Annotated in this window: 20 protein-coding genes; 11 read left to right on the forward strand and 9 right to left on the reverse strand. The window is 75.3% G+C overall.

All coding sequences use genetic code 11. From position 1 onward, the window contains the following. Positions 1 to 37: 37 nt before the first annotated feature. Positions 38 to 1,276: a glycosyltransferase gene (locus tag ACFVVX_RS19815; protein WP_387947215.1), complete on the reverse strand. Its 1,239-nt coding sequence runs from the start codon at positions 1,274 to 1,276 to the stop codon at positions 38 to 40. 142 nt (positions 1,277 to 1,418) lie between these two features. Here ACFVVX_RS19815 and ACFVVX_RS19820 point away from each other — a divergent pair, with 142 nt between their 5' ends. Then, positions 1,419 to 1,685, forward strand: coding sequence for a GlsB/YeaQ/YmgE family stress response membrane protein (locus tag ACFVVX_RS19820; protein ID WP_387947217.1), 267 nt, complete (start codon positions 1,419 to 1,421; stop codon positions 1,683 to 1,685). 29 nt (positions 1,686 to 1,714) lie between these two features. On the opposite strand, the gene ACFVVX_RS19825 is transcribed toward ACFVVX_RS19820, so the two are convergent. The 5 genes from ACFVVX_RS19825 to ACFVVX_RS19845 form a co-directional block, all read right to left on the reverse strand. Continuing rightward, positions 1,715 to 2,305, reverse strand: a complete 591-nt coding sequence (locus tag ACFVVX_RS19825; RefSeq protein ID WP_387947219.1) for a TetR family transcriptional regulator — start codon at positions 2,303 to 2,305, stop codon at positions 1,715 to 1,717. 110 nt (positions 2,306 to 2,415) lie between these two features. Continuing rightward, positions 2,416 to 3,351, reverse strand: coding sequence for an aldo/keto reductase (locus tag ACFVVX_RS19830; protein WP_387947265.1), 936 nt, complete (start codon positions 3,349 to 3,351; stop codon positions 2,416 to 2,418). Positions 3,352 to 3,590: 239 nt separating this feature from the next. Further along, positions 3,591 to 3,989: a (4Fe-4S)-binding protein gene (locus tag ACFVVX_RS19835; RefSeq protein ID WP_387947221.1), complete on the reverse strand. Its 399-nt coding sequence runs from the start codon at positions 3,987 to 3,989 to the stop codon at positions 3,591 to 3,593. Positions 3,990 to 4,084: 95 nt separating this feature from the next. Further along, complete coding sequence (locus tag ACFVVX_RS19840) at positions 4,085 to 4,387, reverse strand: GNAT family N-acetyltransferase (RefSeq protein WP_387947223.1); 303 nt, start codon at positions 4,385 to 4,387, stop codon at positions 4,085 to 4,087. A 141-nt stretch (positions 4,388 to 4,528) separates the two neighbouring features. Continuing rightward, positions 4,529 to 5,323 carry a class I SAM-dependent methyltransferase gene (locus ACFVVX_RS19845; protein WP_387947225.1) on the reverse strand — a complete coding sequence of 265 codons (795 nt, stop codon included), beginning with the start codon at positions 5,321 to 5,323 and terminating at the stop codon, positions 4,529 to 4,531. A 177-nt stretch (positions 5,324 to 5,500) separates the two neighbouring features. Here ACFVVX_RS19845 and ACFVVX_RS19850 point away from each other — a divergent pair, with 177 nt between their 5' ends. From ACFVVX_RS19850 to ACFVVX_RS19860, 3 genes are all read left to right on the forward strand, one after another. Further along, the gene (locus tag ACFVVX_RS19850) at positions 5,501 to 6,958 is read left to right on the forward strand and encodes a sensor histidine kinase (RefSeq protein ID WP_387947227.1); all 1,458 of its coding nucleotides are present in this window, start codon (positions 5,501 to 5,503) and stop codon (positions 6,956 to 6,958) included. Then, positions 6,955 to 7,614, forward strand: coding sequence for a response regulator (locus tag ACFVVX_RS19855; protein WP_387947229.1), 660 nt, complete (start codon positions 6,955 to 6,957; stop codon positions 7,612 to 7,614). The genes ACFVVX_RS19850 and ACFVVX_RS19855 overlap by 4 nt, the downstream gene beginning before the upstream one ends. 945 nt (positions 7,615 to 8,559) lie before the next feature. Next, positions 8,560 to 9,849 (forward strand): M20 family metallopeptidase, encoded by a 1,290-nt coding sequence (locus tag ACFVVX_RS19860; RefSeq protein WP_387947231.1) that lies wholly within the window; start codon positions 8,560 to 8,562, stop codon positions 9,847 to 9,849. Positions 9,850 to 10,309: 460 nt separating this feature from the next. On the opposite strand, the gene ACFVVX_RS19865 is transcribed toward ACFVVX_RS19860, so the two are convergent. Next, a complete protein-coding gene (locus ACFVVX_RS19865) occupies positions 10,310 to 11,002 on the reverse strand; it encodes a winged helix-turn-helix domain-containing protein (RefSeq protein WP_387947233.1) in 693 nt (230 codons plus the stop codon). Positions 11,003 to 11,360: 358 nt separating this feature from the next. On the opposite strand from ACFVVX_RS19865, the gene def reads away from it, so the two are divergent. From def to paaE, 6 genes are all read left to right on the forward strand, one after another. Then, positions 11,361 to 11,987, forward strand: coding sequence for a peptide deformylase (gene def, locus ACFVVX_RS19870; protein ID WP_387947267.1), 627 nt, complete (start codon positions 11,361 to 11,363; stop codon positions 11,985 to 11,987). A 303-nt stretch (positions 11,988 to 12,290) separates the two neighbouring features. Then, the gene (paaA, locus tag ACFVVX_RS19875) at positions 12,291 to 13,277 is read left to right on the forward strand and encodes a 1,2-phenylacetyl-CoA epoxidase subunit PaaA (RefSeq protein ID WP_387947235.1); all 987 of its coding nucleotides are present in this window, start codon (positions 12,291 to 12,293) and stop codon (positions 13,275 to 13,277) included. Then, a complete protein-coding gene (gene paaB, locus ACFVVX_RS19880) occupies positions 13,274 to 13,567 on the forward strand; it encodes a 1,2-phenylacetyl-CoA epoxidase subunit PaaB (protein WP_030234269.1) in 294 nt (97 codons plus the stop codon). Before paaA ends, paaB begins: the two co-directional genes overlap by 4 nt. A gap of 18 nt (positions 13,568 to 13,585) precedes the next feature. Continuing rightward, on the forward strand, positions 13,586 to 14,467 hold the full coding sequence (gene paaC, locus ACFVVX_RS19885) for a 1,2-phenylacetyl-CoA epoxidase subunit PaaC (protein WP_387947237.1): 882 nt from the start codon (positions 13,586 to 13,588) through the stop codon (positions 14,465 to 14,467). Continuing rightward, positions 14,461 to 14,967: a 1,2-phenylacetyl-CoA epoxidase subunit PaaD gene (gene paaD / locus ACFVVX_RS19890; protein WP_387947239.1), complete on the forward strand. Its 507-nt coding sequence runs from the start codon at positions 14,461 to 14,463 to the stop codon at positions 14,965 to 14,967. The genes paaC and paaD overlap by 7 nt, the downstream gene beginning before the upstream one ends. Then, positions 14,968 to 16,134, forward strand: a complete 1,167-nt coding sequence (paaE, locus tag ACFVVX_RS19895) for a 1,2-phenylacetyl-CoA epoxidase subunit PaaE (protein WP_387947241.1) — start codon at positions 14,968 to 14,970, stop codon at positions 16,132 to 16,134. A 119-nt stretch (positions 16,135 to 16,253) separates the two neighbouring features. Here the strand turns inward: paaE and ACFVVX_RS19900 are convergent, their stop codons facing one another. Beyond that, entirely contained in the window at positions 16,254 to 17,411 is a 1,158-nt protein-coding gene (locus ACFVVX_RS19900; protein ID WP_387947243.1) for an NAD(P)-binding domain-containing protein, read from the reverse strand. Positions 17,412 to 17,484: 73 nt separating this feature from the next. After that, the gene (locus ACFVVX_RS19905; protein ID WP_387947245.1) at positions 17,485 to 17,856 is read right to left on the reverse strand and encodes a YbjQ family protein; all 372 of its coding nucleotides are present in this window, start codon (positions 17,854 to 17,856) and stop codon (positions 17,485 to 17,487) included. Between the two features lie 122 nt (positions 17,857 to 17,978). On the opposite strand from ACFVVX_RS19905, the gene ACFVVX_RS19910 reads away from it, so the two are divergent. Next, a complete protein-coding gene (locus tag ACFVVX_RS19910) occupies positions 17,979 to 18,911 on the forward strand; it encodes a hypothetical protein (protein ID WP_387947247.1) in 933 nt (310 codons plus the stop codon). The last annotated feature ends 107 nt before the right edge of the window (positions 18,912 to 19,018 follow it).

Raw genomic sequence — 19,018 nt, forward strand, 5'->3', positions numbered from 1 at the left:
GGGGCTGCCCGGGTCGGGTGGGGCCGTCGGCGGGGGTTCAGCCCGCCAGGCGTTCCGCGGCGGCCAGTACCCGGGCGGTGCCGTCCTCGGTGGCGAGGGTGGCGGCGAGGGACCGCGCCCGACCGAGGTGCCGGGGGTCGTCCAGGGCCCGGCGGATCGCGGTGGCCAGGAGCGGGGCGCTGAGCCGGCGCAGCGGGACTGCGCCGGGGGAGACGCCGAGGCGGGTGGCGCGGGCGGACCAGAACGGCGCGTCGAGCTGGGCGGGGACGGGGACGGCGGGCGTCCCGGCACGCAGGGCGGCGGCGGTGGTGCCGGCCCCGGCGTGGTGGACGACGGCGGCCATGCGGGGGAAGAGCCAGTGGTGCGGGGTGTCGCCGATGGTGAGGACGGTCTCGCTGTCGGCGGCGCCGAGGCCGCTCCAGCCGGACTGGAGGACGGCCCGGACCCGGGCGGCCCGCAGGGCGGCGAGGACGGTGGCGGTGAGGCGTTCGGGGTCCGGGACGACCAGGCTGCCGAAGCCGACGAAGACGGGCGGTGGGCCGGCGGCGAGGAAGTCGAGGAGACGGGCCGGGGGTTGCCAGGTGTGGTCCTGGTGCGGCCACCAGTAGCCGACGACGTCGAGGCCGGGGTGCCAGTCGGCGGGCCGGGGGATCACGGCGGGGGAGAAGCCGTGCAGGATGCGCTGGGTGCGGCGGGCGCGCGCGATCCCCTGCCGCGGCAGGCCCAGGCGGCGGCGCAACCCACGGACGGCGGGGGCGAAGAGCTGGTCGACGGCGGCCTGGACGGCATGGCCGGCGAGCAGGTTCCCGGTGCGTCCGAGGGACCGGGTGCCGGTCAAGGCCGGGGCGAACTCGCGGGTGGGGGCCAGCGGTTGGAGGTACAGGCCGAGGCTGGGGATGCCGGCGGCCTCGGCGGCGACCTGGCCGAGGGCGGCGGTGGTGGCGGAGGTGAGCAGGAGGTCGGCGCCCAGGGCGGTGGCGTCGGCGATGCCGTCCCCGAGGGCGGGCATGGACGCGCGGCCCAGGCGCAGGAGTCGCAGCAGCGCCGGCGGCCCGGACCCGGCCTGCAGGAGGCGTTGGCCCCGGGTGGAGGCGAGTTCCTCGCGGGGGTCGACCGGGAGCGGGCGGAACTCCAGCCCCGCGGCGCGTACGGAGTCGGCGAAGGTGCCGTGGGTGGCCACCGCCACCTGGTGGCCGGCCGCCTGGAGACGGGCGCCGAGGCCGGTGAAGGGGGCGACGTCACCCCGGGAGCCGGCGGCGGCGATCAGGATGCGCATGGCCGCAGTATCGCGCCGCCGGACCCCGGGGCCGAGGGTGCCACGCCTCGGCCCCGGGAACCGGACAGGTGTGCGCCGGCGTCCCCGGCAGTGCAGCGGTCGGCTCGGGTGCCGCCGCGACGGAGGGCGGGAGGACGGACGGATGAGCATCGTCGCGTGGATCGTGCTGGGGCTGGTGGCCGGGGCCCTGGCCAAGCTGCTGCTGCCGGGCAAGGACCCGGGCGGCCTGGTGGTGACCACCCTGATCGGCATCGCCGGGTCCTTCGTCGGGGGCTGGATCGCCTCGCGGGTCTTCCACAGGTCCGTGTCGGGGCAGTTCTTCGACCTGGCGACCTGGGCCTCGGCGATCGGCGGCGCCCTGGTGCTGCTGATCCTCTACCGCATCTTCTTCGGGAACTCCCGCCGCTGACCCGGCGCACCCGCGGGGCCGGGCCCGGCTCAGCGCTTGCTGAGCAGGCCGCCGAGCAGCAGGGCCCACACCGCCTCGAGGCGGTCCGGAGCCGTCGGGTCGTTCCACTCCACCGCGTACGCCGGGTCGTGGAAGTGTGCGGTCGCCTCGAACACGGCCCTGGCGGTCGTCCCGATGTCGGTCGGACGGAAGTCCCCGGCCTCGACGCCGTCCTGGATGATCCGGCCGATCTGGGCGATCAGGGTCTCGATGTGGGCGTCGACCGTGCTGCCGGTCTCCGGGATCAGCGCCATGTAGGTGGCGAACAGCTCCGGGTCGTCGAGCGCCTTCCGCTTCTTGGCGGCGAACAGCGTCACCAGCCAGCGGTGCAGGCGCTCCACGGCGGGGCCGGGCTCGACGGTGACGAGTTCGAGGCTGGAGTGCGTCTGGTCGAGCCAGCGCCGGGTGACGGCATCGCGCAGCGCCGCCTTGCTGGGGAAGTGGCGGTAGACGCTGCCATGGCTGACACCGAGGGTGCGGGCGACGTCCACGACGGTGGCCTTGGCCGGGCCGAACCGCCTGAGGACGTCCTCCGCCGCGCTCAGGATCTGCTCGGGAGTGAGTGCGTTGTCCGAGGTCACGGGGAGACGTCCTAACGGGTGGTGTGTCCGCCACCGCGGCGGCGGACGGTCGTGCGGCTGACAGGCGGCCGCGCGCTCGGCGGCGAGCTCGTCGTCGGCGTCTGCCGCGCTCAGTGCTCGCTGTCGAGGTGGGCCATCTGTGCGGCAGCGTACCTGTCCCCGGCGGCGGACCCGGCGGGTACCGCGGCCTCGACGGCGGCGAGGTCGGCCGCCGTGAGCTCGACATCCAGCGCGCCGAGGGCCTCGGTGAGGCGGTCGCGGCGGCGGGCGCCGACCAGCGGGACGATGTCCTCGCCGCGCGAGGCGACCCAGGCGATCGCGACCTGCGCGACGGTGGCGTCCTTGGCGGCGGCGATCGCCCGCAGGGCCTCGACCAGCGTGAGGTTGTGGGTGAGGTTGTCGCCCTGGAAACGCGGGCTGTGGCCGCGGAAGTCCGTACCGGCCAGCTCGCGGTCCGCGCTCCAGTGGCCGCTGAGCAGACCGCGCGAGAGCACGCCGTACGCGGTGATGCCGATGCCCAGTTCGCGGGCGGTGGGCAGGATCTCCGCCTCGATGGAACGGGAGATGAGCGAGTACTCGATCTGCAGGTCGCTGATCGGGTGCACGGCGGCCGCGCGCCGCAGAGTGTCGGCGCCCACCTCGGACAGGCCGATGTGGCGGACGTAGCCGGCCTTGACCAGGTCGGCGATCGCGCCGACGGTCTCCTCGATCGGGACGTTCGGGTCCAGGCGGGCCGGGCGGTAGACGTCGATGTAGTCGGTGCGCAGGCGGCGCAGCGTGTAGGCGAGGGAGGCCTTGGTGGCGGCCGGGCCGGCGTCGTAGCCCAGCCAGTCGTTGCCGGGGCCGCGCTGGGCGCCGAACTTCACGCTGATCTGGACGTTCTCGCGGTCGCGACCGCGCAGCGCGTCGTGGATCAGCAGCTCGTTGTGGCCCATGCCGTAGAAGTCGCCGGTGTCGAGCAGGGTGACGCCGGCGTCGAGGGCGGCGTGGACGGTGGCGATGCTCTCGGTCTCGTCGGCGGGGCCGTAGAGGTCCGACATGCCCATGCAGCCGAGGCCGAGGGCGGAGGTGGCCGGGCCGGTGGCGCCGAGGGTGGTGCGGGGGGTCGTGGTCGTGGGCACGGGGTGCTCCTTGTGGCGGGGAGGGGTGGGGCTGGCGTGCCTCAACTATGGCATGACGACTGACAGATTTCAATATCTGTCATTCGTCATCCGTCATCTCAGGCCCGTCATCCGTCACCGTTGTGTTGCGTCGCGCTGCGCCGCGCCCCACCCCCGCCCGCCCGTCACCCCTCTCCGCAGACCCCGCTGCGGTCGCAGTACGGCTGCCCGGCGCTGCGGCCGCAGCCGCAGAGCATCGCCCGAGGCGTCTCCCGCACCTCGCCCGCCGCGTCCGTCACCCGCAGCCACCCGCGCAGCAGCAGCCGCCCGTCCGGGGTCCGGGTCACCGCCGTCGGGCGGTCCGGCACCTCCGTGGCCCCGCCCGCCAGCCGGTAGGACAGCGCGCCGGTCGGACAGCGCCGCACCACCTCGGCAACCACCTCCGGCTCGGCCGCGTCGGGGTGGATCCACGGCCGCCGCCCGGTGTCGAACACGGCCGGCAGCCCCCGTACGCACTCGGCGGCGTGCCGGCACACCGCCGGGTCGAAGGCCACCGCGATCCCCTCGGCCTCGTACGTCCGCACGCCCCCGTGGCGCGCGTCCGCCCGGTCGGCCCGAGCGCCCGCCCCACCACTCCCGCCCGCTTCATCCGTTTCGTCTGCGTCATCCGCGTCGGCCATCAGTCCGCCACCCGGCTGCGGTTCTCGTACGCGAGATCCGTGTACTCCGGATGGCGCAGCATCCAGCCCTTGATGAACGGGCAGGTCGCCAGCACCGCAAGCCCCCGCGTGCGCGCGTCGTCCAACGCGGCCCGGGCCAGGGTGCCGCCGACGCCCTGCCCCTCGAAGGCGGGCTCCACCACCGTGTGCGGATACACCACCAGGTGGTCGCTGCGCATGTACTCGGCGAAGCCGGCCAGGGTGCCGCCCACCCACGCCTCGAAACGGCCCTTCGCCTCGGCGTCGCGTACCGTCACGGTCATCGCAAGCTCCTCGCTCCCGGACACGGAGCCGGGGCCGGCCCCGGTCCATCATCGAGCGGCGGCCGCGGCCCCGCCCGTCGGCGAGCCCGAGCTCCCCGGGCCCTCCCACTGAGCTGAGCCCTCCGCGTCGCCCGAGGGGCCTCAGCCCTCCGGGCGGGCCGGGCGGCCCGAGTGGCCCGCGCTGCCGGAGACGGCCGAACCGCCCGGTGCGCGCAACAGCTGGGCCCGGGCCGGCGGCAGGTTGCGCCACACCGTCCGGTTGCCGAGCCCGTGCGCCGCCTCGAACCGCCGCAGCAGCCGCACCACCGCCCGGTGCCGGGCACCCCGGCGCGGCCCCGAGACGAGCGTCCGGGCCGCCGTCGTCCCCAGATACCCGAAGTACGTCAGCTCCCCGCCGGGGACGAGCAGACGCAGATACAGGTCCAGGACGTGCCGCACCTCGGCCGGCTCGAAGTTGGTCAACGGCAGCCCCGAGACGACCACGTCGTACCGCTCGCCCAGCGGCCCGCCCCCGTCCGGCGCCTGCGGCCGGCACTCCGGCAGCTCCTCCAGCCGGCAGGCCGACAGCCGCAGGCCGATCCGGGGGCCGAGCCGACCCAGATCCGGATCCTCCCGGAGCCGCCGCACGAACCGCGGGTTCGCCTCGACGACGTGCAAGCGGTCGCCCGGGCGCAGCACCCGGGCCAGCCGCCGGGTCACCGTGCCCGTCCCGGCGCCGACCTCCAGCACCGACAGCGGCCGGTCCGGACGGCTGGTGACCGGGACCACCAGGGCGTTCACCAGACCCGCCCCGCTGGGAGCCAGCGCGCCCGTGCTGCGGAACGTGCGGAGTGCCTCCGCCAGGAACACCAGCCGGTCGCCGGCCCTCCCGAGCGGCAGGGCGGGAGCGGGACCGGGACCGGCGGAAACGCTCGAACGAATCTGATCTGTCGTCATGAAGCCGACGGTAGAGACGCCTTGGCGACGCCGAATCGGCCGTTGGGCGACGCCCGACCCCGACGAAAGTCGAGGGTGTCGATGCCCTTTCGTCGGGGGTACGACCTCGCGGACCCGCCGTAGCATCGGGCCGGCGGCCGCAGCGGGCGGACGCCGGTCCAAGGCGGGAGGGGCGGAGTGAACACGCGCACGACAGACCGGCCGGTCCGACCGGCCACCGCGGACAGCCGACCCGGCCGCGCCCTGCTCGGCTGGTACGGACCGGACCGGCGCCGATGGACCGAGACCCTGCTCCTGCTCGCGATCCCCCTCCTGGCCGTCGAGGAGTCCATCGCCCAGTGGAGCCACACCGACGACCCCCACCGCCCCCTCCGGACGGCCGTCGCCGCACTCGCCTCCCTCGCTCTCCTCCTCTCCCGCCGCCACCCCGTCGCCGCCGCCGTCCTGCCCGTCCTCACCGCAGGCCTGTTCAACCGGGCCTTCCCCGGCCTGTTCAGCGTCTACCACCTGGCCTCCACCGGCCGCCTCGTCCCCGCCGGCGCGGCCGGCGGCGCCATCGCCCTGCTCAGCGCCACCCGCGCGGACTCGGTGGTCGACTGGGCGGGCACCACCGGCTCCCAACTGGTGATCGAGGCCGCCGTCGTGTCATGCGGGCTCTGGCTGCACGGCCGGCGCGTCCTGATCCGCACCCTGCACGACCAGGTCGACGCACTGCGCCGCGAGCGTGAGCTCCGCGCCGACCAGGCCCGCTCCGCCGAACGCGCCCGGATCGCCCGCGAGATGCACGACGTGCTGGCCCACCGCCTCAGCCTGCTGGTGCTGCACGCCGGAGTGCTCCGCGACCAAGCCCGGGCCGGCACCGTCGCCGACGACCAGGCCCGGCTCGCGCACCGACTGGAGCTGCTGCGCACCACGGCCGCCCGATCACTCGACGACCTGCGTGACGTCCTCGGCGCCCTCCGGGCGGAGCCGGAGCCGCCGCCCGAACCGCCGCCACCGGTCCCCGGGCCACCCGAACCGCCTGCCGAGCCGACGCCGGGCCACCGGCCTGCCGGCCTCTCCCGCCCCACCCCCGTACCGGCGCCCGCACTGCGCGATCTCACCGAGCTCGTCGGCGAGGCCACCGAGGCCGGGCAGATCGTCGAACTCTCGCTCGTCGGCGATCCGGAGAGCGTGCCGACCACCCACCGCCTGGCCGTCCACCGGCTGGTCCAGGAGGCACTGACCAACGCCCGCAAGCACGCGCACACCGCACCCGTGACGGTCCGGGTCCGCTACGGGGCCCCGGCGACCAGCGTCGAGGTACGCAACGGCAGGGGGGTGGGCGATCCGCTACCGGACGGGGACGGCACCGGCGGCGGGTACGGGCTGGTCGGGCTCGCCGAACGGGTCGGTGCGCTCGGCGGGTACCTGGACGCGGGCTCCGACGGGCGCGGCGGGTTCCGGCTCGCCGCCCAACTGCCGCCACCGCGGCGCACACCCGAACCGCCGCCGGTGCCGACCCCAGCGCCGCCGCCAGTGCTGCCCCTGGTGCCGCCGCCACCCCGGCCGTCGTCCCCGGGCCCGCCCCGGCGCCCTGGCGCGGCCGAACCGAGAACCGTCGCCGAAGCGACCCCGCCGAGGGAGACCGAGTGATCCGCACCATGGTGGTGGACGACGACGCCCTCGTCCGACTCGGCCTGGTCGACCTCCTCGCCCAGGACCCGGGCCTGACCGTCGTCGCCGAGGCCGCCGACGGACTGCAGGCCGTCGAGCTGGCCCGCCAGCGGCGGATCGACGTCGCCCTGATGGACATCCGGATGCCCCGGCTGGACGGCATCGCCGCCACCCGCCGGCTGCGCGAGCTCCCCGAGGCCCCGCGCGTCATCGCGCTGACCACCTTCGACCTGGACGAGTACGTGTACCAGGCACTCGCCGCCGGGGCCGACGGCTTCCTGCTCAAGGACACGCCGCCCGCCGAGATCGCCCGCGCGGTGCACGTCGTCGCCGCAGGGCAGGGCATGCTGCACCCGGCCGCGGCCCGCCGCCTGATCGACCGCTACCACCGCACCGGCGCACCACGCTCGGTCGAGGCCCGCAGCCGCGTCGCCGCCCTCACCCCGCGCGAGGCCGAGGTGCTGCGCGAACTCGGCCGCGGCCGCTCCAACGCCGAGATCGCATCCGCACTCGGCATGCGGGAGAGCACCGTCAAGGCGCACGTCAGCCGGATCCTCACCGCGCTCGGCGTCGGCAACCGCGTCCAGGCCGCGCTCCTCGCCCGCGACGCCGGGGTGGTGGACGACACCGACTGACCACGGACTGCCGACCGCTGCTCGCTGCTCGCTGTCCGCTGTCCGCTGTCCGTCGATCACCGACCACCGGTCGCCGAGCTCCACCCGCCGCCTCTCCACGGCGACGGGCCGTCCGCTGTCAGCTGCCGCCGCAGCCGTGCCGGGCGGGCTCCCACCTCGTACCGGGCGCTGAGCCGTTGTCACCCATCCGGCGTGGAAATGCCGCGCCTTGGCGGTTTGCGCTGCCGAACTCCGGCGCGAGGTCCATGGTGGAGATGGGCGCGATCCGGCGACCGCGCTCGCGCGCCGATCCAGGCCCGCGCGCCGTGCGCCCGCCGCTGTTCTCCCACGGGCGCCCCGTAGCGGGGTCTGGTCCCGGTGCGCTGGGAGCAGGGCCACCTCGCAGGAAACCGAACGGTTCTTCTAGGCTCACATCTCGGCTTCCCTGCGGTGGTGCGCTCTCTGCGCCCGCCGCTTCGAAGCCGCCGTCCACGGGGGCTCCGGGCCGACCGGGGCCTCCGGATCGAGCGAGGAGGACGCAATGCCAAGCATGCCGCCCAGCCGTTCCACCGTACTTGGGCCAGACGGGCCGTCCTGGCGCACCGTGCGGTCCGCCGGGGCCGCACGTCCCGGCTGGTCCGGACACCCGGGCTGGTCCGGCCGGCCGGTGCGGCCGCTGAATACCGGCGGCGGCCGCGGAGGCGAGCGTTGAGTCCCCAAGCAGTTCGGCCGGCCGGCGCGCCGACCGCGACCTCCGACCCCGTCGCCGCAGAGTCCGTGACCCGCGCGGCAAGCGCGCCGACAGCCGCCCTCCCGACCGTCGCGCCGACCGCCCCGCCGACAGGGCTTCCCCCAACCTCACCGACAACCCCACCGATCGCCCCACCAACCGTCGCTCCGTCCCTTGCGCCGTCCGCAGCGCCGACCGGGACCTCGTCCGTCGCACCGACCACCCTCGCGGTCACGGTGTCGGTCGCAGCGGCGGTCACGGCCTCGGTCACAGCATCCGTCGCCCCGCCGGCCGTCGCGTCGGCGGCTCTGTCGACCGCCACCGAGAGTGAGGCCCAGACCGGCCCCACCGCCGCACTCCCCGGCCTGCCCCAGGCGCTCAGCACCCGCGCCCGCACACTGGCCGGAGCCGTCCGACGGCGCTGCGCGGACCTGGCCCGGATCGAGTCCCCCAGCGGAGACGCACCCCGACTCGACGCCCTGGCGGAGGAGTTGGCCGCCGGGTTCCGGGCCACCGGCGCCACCGCGCACCGCGAGGCCGCCCCGGCCGGGGACCACCTCGTCCTCCAGTGGGACGGCCAGGACGAGAGCCTGCCGCACCTCCTGGTGGTCGGCCACCACGACACCGTCTGGCCGGTCGGCACCCTCGCCGACTGGCCGGTCACCGAACAGGACGGCACCCTCAGCGGCCCCGGCGTGGTCGACATGAAGGGCGGACTCGCCATCCTGGAGGGTGCGTTCGCCCTGCTCGCCGACCTCGGCCAGCGCCCGCACCGCACCGTCCGCCTGGTCGTCGTCTCGGACGAGGAGGTCGGCAGCCCCGACGGCAGGCGCCTGGTCGAGCGCCAACTGCGCGGAGCCGCCGCCGTGCTGGGGCTCGAACCGCCGCACCCCGACGGCCGGCTCAAGACCGCCCGCCGCGGCAGCACCCGAGTACGGCTGACCGTCACCGGCCGCGAAGCCCACGCCGGCAACGACGCCACCGACGGCGTCTCGGCCGTGGACGAGCTCGTCGACCAGCTGGTCGCGGTGCGCGACCTGGCCGGCCAGCCGGGCACCGAGCTCAACGCCGGGCGGATCAGCGGCGGCACCCGCGCCAATGTCATCGCCGGCCGGGCGGAGGCCGAACTCGGCCTGCGCTTCTCCACCGCGGAGGCGCAGCGCCGCACGCTCGACAACCTGGCCCGGCTGACCGCGCTGCGCCCGGGGGCCCGGGTGCGGACCGAGGTGCTGTCCAGCCGACCGGCCTGGCCGGAGCGCTCCGGCAACCCGCTGCTGCGGCACGTTCGTTCGCTCGCGGCGGTGCTCGGCCAGCAGCTGGACGGCGCACCGGCCGGCGGGGCGGGGGACACCAACCTGCCGGGCTCGCGCGGGCTGCCCACGCTGGACGGCTTCGGCGCGGTCGGCGCGGGGGCGCACGCCCGGCACGAGCACATCCGGATCGACCAGCTGGCGCCCCGGATCGCGCTGCTGGCGGCGCTGCTCGCGGTTCCGCTGCCGCGGTTGAGGGACCGCTCGGAGGGCTAGCCGCTCGCTCTGGGGCCGACCCGACGGCGGGCCCGTTGTCCGGTGCCGACCGGACGGCGGGCCCGCCGTCGTCCTCGGTCCCTACCGGCGCCCGTCGGCCACGGGCCCCGGGTGCCAGGGCGTGTTTGCAAAGTCCCGCCGGGTCCACGACGCCGGGCATCCGCCCCCAGGCTTCGGTCGGGAGGCGCCTTGGATCGGGGGGGGGTACCTCCCGGCCCCGAGGTACCTCCCGGCCCCGAGGTACCTCCCGGCCCCGAGGTACCTCCCGGCCCCGAGGTACCTCCCGGCCCCGAGGTACCTCCCGGCCGGAGGCCGGGGGAGCCGCGGCCTGGTCCGACGCGACTTTGCAAACACGCCCGAGCCGCAACACCACTGACTCTGGGCCCTTCCGTGGCCCTCTGGCCGAAGCATCGCCCCAGGTCAGCGGCTTGCGATCGCTGTTAAGTCAGTGGCATCGGTCCTAGCCGCCCTCGGGCCGCCGGGCGTCCCCGGAGGAGTGGCCGGTCTCCCCGGCGGGGTGTTCGAGGAGCGGGAACAGCCGGGTGACGGCGGCCACCGGGCGGGTGTCGGGGGCGGGACCGCGGCGCCGGTAGGGGGCGAGCAGGGCGCGGACGGCGGCGCCGAGGTCGGCCAGCTCGTCGGGGGTGAGGTGGAGGACGTCGCTGGACGCCTCGTCCTGCTGCCACTCGGCGGGGGCCTGCGCGCGGTGGGAGAGCCACTGGCGGTAGCTGGTGTCCTCCAGGTCCCCGGCCAGGTCGGGGCGCAGCTCGTAGCCCGGGCCGGAGCCCGGTCCGCCGTCCGGCGTGGGGGCCAGGCGCTGGGCGGACGCGGAGGAGTCCGTCGGGGAGCCGGTGTCGGCGCCGTCGGGCGGCATCAGCGACCCCTCCCAGCGCAGCTGCCAGGGGCGCGACCGGCCGTCGCCGGTGGGGGCCTCCTCGATGAGGCCGTACCGGGCGAGCTGGCGCAGGTGGAACGAGCAGGTGCCCGAGCTCTGGTGCAGAAGCTGAGCCGCCTGGTTGGAGGTGATCCTGCCCCACGCCGCGATCAGGTCGAGCAGCGCGAGGCGGATCGGGTGGTGCGGTAGCGGCCGGTTGGGCGCGGCCTCAAGGGGCCGCCCCCCGGTCTCGGCGGCTGGCGTCTTGTCGGTAGGCACTTTGCAAAGATGCCTGTTTGCAAAGTGCCTGGCAAGTCCTGAGCGGATGAATCACCCCAGATGGCAGGCCATTGCCTCGACCAGCTATTTGCAAAGTCACACTTTGCAAAGTATGGATAGGCGGGCCAGTACAACACGGGAAGGGAGTCCGGCCATGGCCGAACAGGGGCGAGACCAGGTGCAGGCGCAGGCGCAAGGGCAGGCGCGAGACCAGGCGCGGGCACAGCGGCAGGACCGGGCACAGGCGCAGGCGCAGGAGCCGGCGCGGGACCTGGCGCGCGGCATGGTGTCGGCCTACGGATCGACGCATGGATCGACCCACGGGTCGGCGCAGGGATCCGCGCGGGGGTCGGTGTGGCTGCAGGGCGAGCGGGTCGAGGCGTACCCGGAGGTGCCGCCGGAGACGCTGCGCGGCGCGGTGCGCCGGATCACCGTGGTGGGGGAGGAGGTGCTGCACCGACGGTGCAGGGCGGTGTCGGACGAGGAGTTCGGCACACCGGAGCTGGCCGGACTGGTCGACGACATGTTCGCCGCGATGTGGGTGGCCGAGGGCGTCGGGCTGGCGGCGAACCAGATCGGCGTGGACCTCCAGGGCTTCGTCTGGGACTGCCTGGACGAGAGCGGGGCGCGGCACGTCGGCCACATCTTCAACCCGGTCCTGGACGAGCTGCCGGCCGCCGACCGCCGGCTGGTCGAGGCGGAGGAGGGCTGCCTCTCCGTCCCCGGCCCGTACCTGGGGCTGGCCCGCCCGGACTTCGCCGTGGTACGCGGCCGCGACCTCGCGGGGCGCTCGCTGGTGATCCAGGGCCACGACTACTTCGCCCGCTGCCTCCAGCACGAGACCGACCACCTCTACGGCGGGCTCTACATCGACCGTCTCTCCCACCGCGCCCGCAAGACCGTCCTGCGGCGGATGGACGACCGGAAGGAGAAGGTCTTCGCCAAGCGCGCCACCCGCGCGGAGCAGCTGGAACGTCTGCGCTGAGGCCCGGCACCTGCGCTGGGGCCCTCCACCTGGGCCGTGGCCCGGCGCCGGTGCGTGCCCCGCCCCGCCCGACCCCACCCTCGGCCGGGCGGGTCGCGGGTCGGCGCGCCCGCCGGGGCCCCACCGGGCCCCGCTGCGCGACCGCCCGCACCCCCCGCCGCCCCAACCGTCGGCCGGGCTCCCTTGTCAGGCCCCCGTCCCACCGCGCACAATGGAACCGACCGAACGGTCAGTCGGTCGAAGGATCGGCGCGGGACCGGCGCAGGACGGGCGCAGGACCGGAGAAGGGCGAGAGGGGCCGTGGTGACAGCAGAGGTGGCCGAACCGATCCCCCTGCAGACGCAGGAGGACCGTTTCGAAGCGGTGATCGCCGCCGAACAGCGGATCGAGCCCCGGGACTGGATGCCCGACGCCTACCGGGCCACCCTGATCCGCCAGATCGCCCAGCACGCGCACTCCGAGATCATCGGGATGCAGCCCGAGGGCAACTGGCTCACCCGGGCCCCGTCCCTGCGCCGCAAGGCGATCCTGCTGGCCAAGGCCCAGGACGAGGCAGGCCACGGCCTCTACCTCTACGCCGCGGCCGAGACCCTCGGCGTGGACCGTGCCGAGCTCACCGAGAAGCTGATCTCCGGCCGCCAGAAGTACTCCTCGATCTTCAACTACCCGACGCTCACCTTCGCCGACGTCGGCGTGATCGGCTGGCTGGTCGACGGCGCCGCGATCTGCAACCAGGTCCCGCTCTGCCGCTGCAGCTACGGCCCGTACGCCCGCGCCATGGTCCGGATCTGCAAGGAGGAGTCCTTCCACCAGCGCCAGGGCTACGAGCTGCTGATGACGCTGATGCGCGGGACGGACGCCCAGCGCCGGATGGTCCAGGACGCGGTGGACCGCTGGTGGTGGCCCTCGCTGATGATGTTCGGTCCCTCCGACGCCGACTCGCCGAACACCGCCCGCTCGATGGGCTGGCGGATCAAGCGGCACACCAACGACGAGCTCCGCCAGCGCTTCGTCGACATGACCGTCCCGCAGGCGGAGCACCTCGGCGTCACCCTCCCCGACCCCGGGCTGCGCTGGAACGAGGAGCGCGGCGGCTGGGACTTCGGCGAGCCCGACTGGTCCGAGCTGACCAGGGTGATCCACGGCCAGGGCCCGTGCAACGCCCAGCGGGTCGAGCGCCGCCGGGCCGCCCACGAGGACGGCGAGTGGGTCCGCGAGGCGGCCGTCGCCTACGCGGAGAAGCGTCGCGCCGAGGTGCGGCACCAAGCCGAAGAGGAGAACGGAAAGTGACCGAGTCCAAGGCCGGCTGGCCGCTGTACGAGGTGTTCGTGCGCCCCCGGCGCGGCCTGAACCACGTGCACGTCGGCTCGCTGCACGCGTCCGACGACCGGATGGCCCTGCTCGCCGCCCGCGACCTCTACACGCGGCGCAACGAGGGCGTCAGCCTCTGGGTGGTCCGCTCGGACGCGATCACCGCCTCCACCCCGGACGAGCGGGACCCGTTCTTCGAACCGAGCGGCGACAAGGTCTACCGCCACCCGACCTTCTACGACATCCCCGAGGATGTCCCGCACATCTGACGGGGAGCAGCAGAACCCATGACCGACGACCACGTCTACCTGACCCTCTCCGAGGCGTCCCCCGAGCCCGAGGGCGAGGGCCGCTGGGCCTACGGGACGGGCTTCGCCGATCCACTGCTCGGCGTGGACACCGCCGTGCCGGCCGGCCTGGACGGCGCCGACCTCGCCGCCTACTGCCTGATGCTCGGCGACGACGCCCTCGTCCTCGCCCAGCGACTGATCGAGTGGTGCACCCGGGCACCCGAGCTGGAGGAGGAGGTGGCGCTCGCCAACCTCGGCCTCGACCTGCTCGGCCAGGCCCGCCAGCTGCTCACCCGGGCCGGCCAGGCCGACGGCTCCGGGCGGACCGAGGACGACCTGGCGTACTGGCGCGAGGAGCACGACTTCCGCAACGTCCGCCTGGTCGAGGCCCCGAACGGGGACTTCGCCTTCTCGATCGCCAGGCTGCTGCTCTTCGCCACCGCGCGCGCCGCGCTGTACGAGGCGCTGGCCGGGCACGCCGACCCGGTGCTGGCGGCGGTCGCCGCCCGGGGCGTGAAGGAGCTGGCCTACCACCGCGAGTACGCCACCGCCTGGACGCTGCGGCTCGGCGACGGCACCCCGTACTCGGCGCAGCGGATGCAGGCCGGGCTGGACGAGGCCTGGCCGCTGCTGGACGAGCTGTTCACCGCGCACCCGGTGGAGCTGCGGGTCGGCGTGGACCCGGGCACGCTGCGCGCGCCGGTCCTGCGCGAGCTCGCCGCCGTGCTCGCCGAGGCCGGGCTGACCGTCCCGCAGACGCCGCCGCTGGCCAGTGTCGGCGGCCGGGCCGGCCGGGACGGCGTGCACACCGAGGCGCTGGGCCTGCTGCTGGCCGAACTCCAGGTGCTGGCCCGCGCGCACCCGGGGGCGACATGGTGACGACCGTGCACAGCCGGGCCTGGGAGATCGCGGCAGCCGTCCCGGACCCGGAGCTGCCGATGCTCACCCTCGCCGATCTCGGGGTGCTGGCCGGGGTCGAGGAGGACGGCACGACGGTGACCGCCTGGCTGACCCCGACCTACTCGGGCTGCCCGGCGGTCGCCGAGATGGCGGCCGACGTGGACGGGCGGCTGCGCGCGGCCGGCTACCCGGACGTCCGGGTGCGGCTGCGCCTGGACCCGCCGTGGTCCACCGACCTGATCACCGAGGAGGGCCGCCGCAAGCTCGCCGAGGCGGGCATCGCCCCGCCCGGCCCGACGGCCGACCGCCCCTCGTCCCCCGGCCTGCTGGCCCTCGGCCCGACCCGCCACCTGGTGGCCTGCCCGCTCTGCGGCGGTACCGACACCGAGGAGCTGTCCCGCTTCGGCTCCACCGCCTGCAAGGCGCTGTGGCGCTGCCGCGGCTGCCGGGAGCCCTTCGAACGCGTCAAGGAGATCTGAATGGCCGCCCGCCCAGCCCCGGCCGCCACCGACCCGGCCCCGGCAGCCACCGCCCCGGCGGCCCAGGCAGCCGTCCGTCCGGCCCCGGCCGTCCGCGCCGTGCGCCGCCCGACCTTCCACGGGCTGCGGATCGCCCTGGTCGAGCGGCTCTGCGAGGACGCCGTCGCGGTGACCTTCGAGGTGCCGGACGAGCTCGCCGAGGAGTTCGCGTTCCGGCCGGGTCAGACACTGACGCTGCGCCGGGTGGTGGACGGTGTCGACGAGCGCCGCTCGTACTCGATCTGCGCCCCCGTCGGCGGCCCGCTGCGGATCGCCGTCCGTGAGGTGCCGGGCGGGTTGTTCTCCCGCTGGATGGTGCGGGACGCGCGGGCAGGCGAGGAGGTCGAGGTGCTGACGCCCTCCGGCCTGTTCACCCCCGAGCTCGGCGAGCCCGCCGACCACGTCCTGCTGGCGGCCGGCTCCGGCATCACCCCGATGCTCTCCATCGCCGGCTCGGTGCTGGCCGCCGACCGCACCTCCACCGTCACCCTGCTCTACGGGAACCGGCGCAGCGACACCGTGATGTTCGCGGACGAGCTGGCCGACCTGAAGGACCGCTACCTCGGCCGCTTCCAGCTGGTGCACGTCCTCTCCCGGGAGACCCGGGACGCCGAGCTGCTCAGCGGCCGGCTCGACCCGGACCGGGTGGAGGCGCTGCTGACGGCCCTGGTGGACGTGGCGGAGGTGGGCCACTGGTGGCTCTGCGGCCCGTTCGGGATGGTCACCGGGGCCAAGGACCTGCTGTCCGCCCTCGGTGTCCCGGCCGACCGGGTCCACCAGGAGCTGTTCCACGCCGAGGACGAGCCGGTCGCCGAGCGGTCCCCCGAGGCCGGGCCCGCGGACGGCGGCGCGAGCAGCGAGGTCACCATCGTCCTCGACGGCCGCGGCAGCACCCTCTGCCTGCCGCGCGACCGATCCGTCCTGGACGGCGCCCAGCGCTCCCGCCCCGACCTGCCGTTCGCCTGCAAGGGCGGGGTCTGCGGCACCTGCCGCGCCCTGGTCACCGAGGGGGAGGTGGAGATGCGCCGCAACTTCGCCCTGGAGGAGAAGGAACTGGCGGCCGGCTACGTGCTGACCTGCCAGGCCCGCCCGCTCACCGACCGGGTGACCGTCGACTACGACCGCTGAGCGGACCACTGAGCGAACCACTGAGCGGATCGGCTCGGCCGACCCGCCGAGCCGACCCGCCGAGCCGAGCCGACCGCCGAGCCGACCGCCGAGCCGCCGCGCCGACCAGCCGAGCCCGGCTACCGGGCCGGCACGGCGGCGGCCCGGGCCGGCTCAGGCGCCGGCTCGCCCAGCAGCCCGACGAGGTCGCCGACGGCGGCCCGCCCGGCCCGGTTGGCGCCGATGGTGCTGGCGGAGGGCCCGTAGCCGACCAGGTGGACGCGCGGGTCGGCGCTCGCCCGGGTGCCGGTGAGGGCGATGCCACCGCCGGGTGAGCGCAGGCCGAGCGGGGCGAGGTGGCCGACCTCGGGGCGGAAACCGGTCGCCCAGACGATGGCGTCGACCGGAAGCTCGACCTCGCCCCAGGCGACGCCGTGCTCGGTGAGCCGGTCGAACATCGGGCGGCGGTGCAGCGCCCCCAGCTCCTCGGCGCGCCGGTAGGCGACGGACGGGCCGAGGCCGGTCACGCTCACCACGCTGCGCACCGGCAGCCCCTGCCGGACCCGCTCCTCGACCTTGGCCACGACCGCGCGGCCGTACTCGGGGGTGAACGGGCCCTCGTGGTAGACCGGCTCGGTCCTGGTGACCCAGACCGTCTCGCCGACCGCCGCGACCTCCGACAGCACCTGGATCGCGGAGGCGCCCCCGCCGACCACCAGGACGCGCTTGCCCGCGAACTCCTCCGGGCCGCGGTACTCGGCGTAGTGCAGCTGCCGCCCGGCGAACCGGCCGGGGTAGTGCGGCAGGAAGGGCCGGGTCCAGGTGCCGGTGGCGTTGATCAGCGCCCGGGCGGACCAGGTGCCGGAGTCGGTCTCGACCAGCAGCCGGGCGTCGGGGCGCTCCGCCGCCGAGCGGACGGCCAGGACGCGGACGGGGCGCACCACCGGGAGCGCGTGCTTCGCCTCGTACGCCGCGAAGTACCCCGGCACGACCTCGCGGGCGGGGGCGTCCGGGTCCGGCGCGGGCAGCTCGAGGTCGGGCAGGTCGTGGAAGCCGTGCACGGTCGCCATCCGCAGCGAGGGCGCGCGGTGCGCCCAGGCACCGCCGGGCGCGGGATCGGCGTCGAGCACGACGAAGCCGCCGTCGGCGCCCGCCCGGTAGGGGGCGAAGCCGCGGCGGCGCAGGTGGTAGGCGGCGGACAGGCCCGCCTGTCCGGCGCCCACCACCACGACGTCGACCCGGCGGACCGCAGCGGCGTCGGCCGCGGTGCCCGCCCTGCCGTCCGCCGTGCCGTCCACCCCACCGTTGGTTGCACCGTAAACAGTCACGCCGGTGAAACATCGGGGGTCGGGCCGGTGTTCCCGGTGGCGGCTACGTCGCCGGGGAGATCACCACCGCCGTCCCGTACGCACAGATCTCCGTGCCGACGTCCGCGGCCTCGGTGACGTCGAACCTCATCATCAGCACCGCGTTGCCACCGCGGGCCTGGGCCTGCTCCACCAGCCGCGCCATCGCCTCGTTGCGGCTCTCCACCAGGGTCTTGGTCAGGCCCTTCAGCTCGCCGCCGACGAGGGACTTCAGCGAGGCGCCGATCTGGCTGCCGATGTGCCGGCTGCGCACCGTCAGGCCGAAGACCTCGCCGATCACGTGATCGACCCGGAAGCCGGGGATGTCGTTGGTGGTGACCACCAGTACCTGGGTGTTCGGGCCCTGCCCGCCGCCGTATTCGTCAATGTTGGCCATGGGCCCATCCTCTGCGCCGCAGGCGGCCCGACGGCCGAGGCGGGGCCGGGAACCACCGGAGAACGCGTGGAGATGCCGGACACACCGGTGATGGGAGGGCGGAAAGGCCGTACCGTAGCCCCATGGGCGAGCGAAGCGATCATCCACAGGGGCCGGGCGCGGCGGAGGACTCCGGTGCGCAGGAGATCGAGGCGACGGTGGTGCTGGGCCTGCGGATCACCGACTGGCCGGCGCTGCGCGCCGCCGCGATCGCGGCCGTGGAGGAACTGGACTTCGACGGCATCGACCCGGCCGGCCAGCGCCGTGAGCTGCTGCGCGAGGTCGCCGAGGACGCCAACGCGGCGCTCGGCGCACTGTTGCACCCGGACCGGCTGGTCGCCGCGATGCCGGGCGTCGAGGCGATCGGCGGCACGCTGGAGATCAGCGTCACCGAGGACTTCGCCCCGGACTTCGCCGAGCTGTTCCCGCTGGACGCCGACGAGGCGGACGGCGGCGGCGGGGCCGGCGACTGGACCCTCACCCCGCGCACGGCCTGTCTGCTGCACGCCCAACTCCTCGGCCTGGCCGATGCGGCGTACGACGACCTGGAGGAGCACGAGGACGAGCCGGTGACCGACGGGGAGGAGGCCGACTGGACGGTGTTCGGCCGGCTGCCGCAGCGCACCTGGCTCCTGCACCGGGGCTGGCGGCGTGCGACGGCCCGCGCCTTCGACGACCTCGCCGACGACCTGGCGCTCGGCGAGTGGCCGCTGCCGCGCTGCCTGGCCGAGGAGATCGCGCTGCGGATGGCCCTGGTGGACGCCCGCACGCTGCTCGGTGCGCAGCCCGAGTCGGTCGCCGACATGATGGGCGACCTGCCGGCCGACCTCTACGACTACGACTGGGACGGCTGCCACGACGAGCTGTTCGGGGTCTACGGGCCGGACGACGGCGATCCGGAGCTGAGCACCGAGCAGCGCGCCGAGCTGCTGCTGGCCGCGACCCACCCGGAGGGCTGGTTCCTGTCCTACGAGGACGCGGAGGAGCGGGACCCGCAGCGCGGCTACCGGCGCTGACCCCCGGCGACCCCGCTAGTGCCGCGTCAGGCAACCTTCGCCCCGTCGCGACGCCCGGCACGCACTCTCGCCGCACCGGCCGAAAGCCCAAGTACGTCCAGTACGAG

Source organism: Kitasatospora sp. NPDC058170, assembly GCF_042883905.1.
Classification (GTDB): domain Bacteria; phylum Actinomycetota; class Actinomycetes; order Streptomycetales; family Streptomycetaceae; genus Kitasatospora.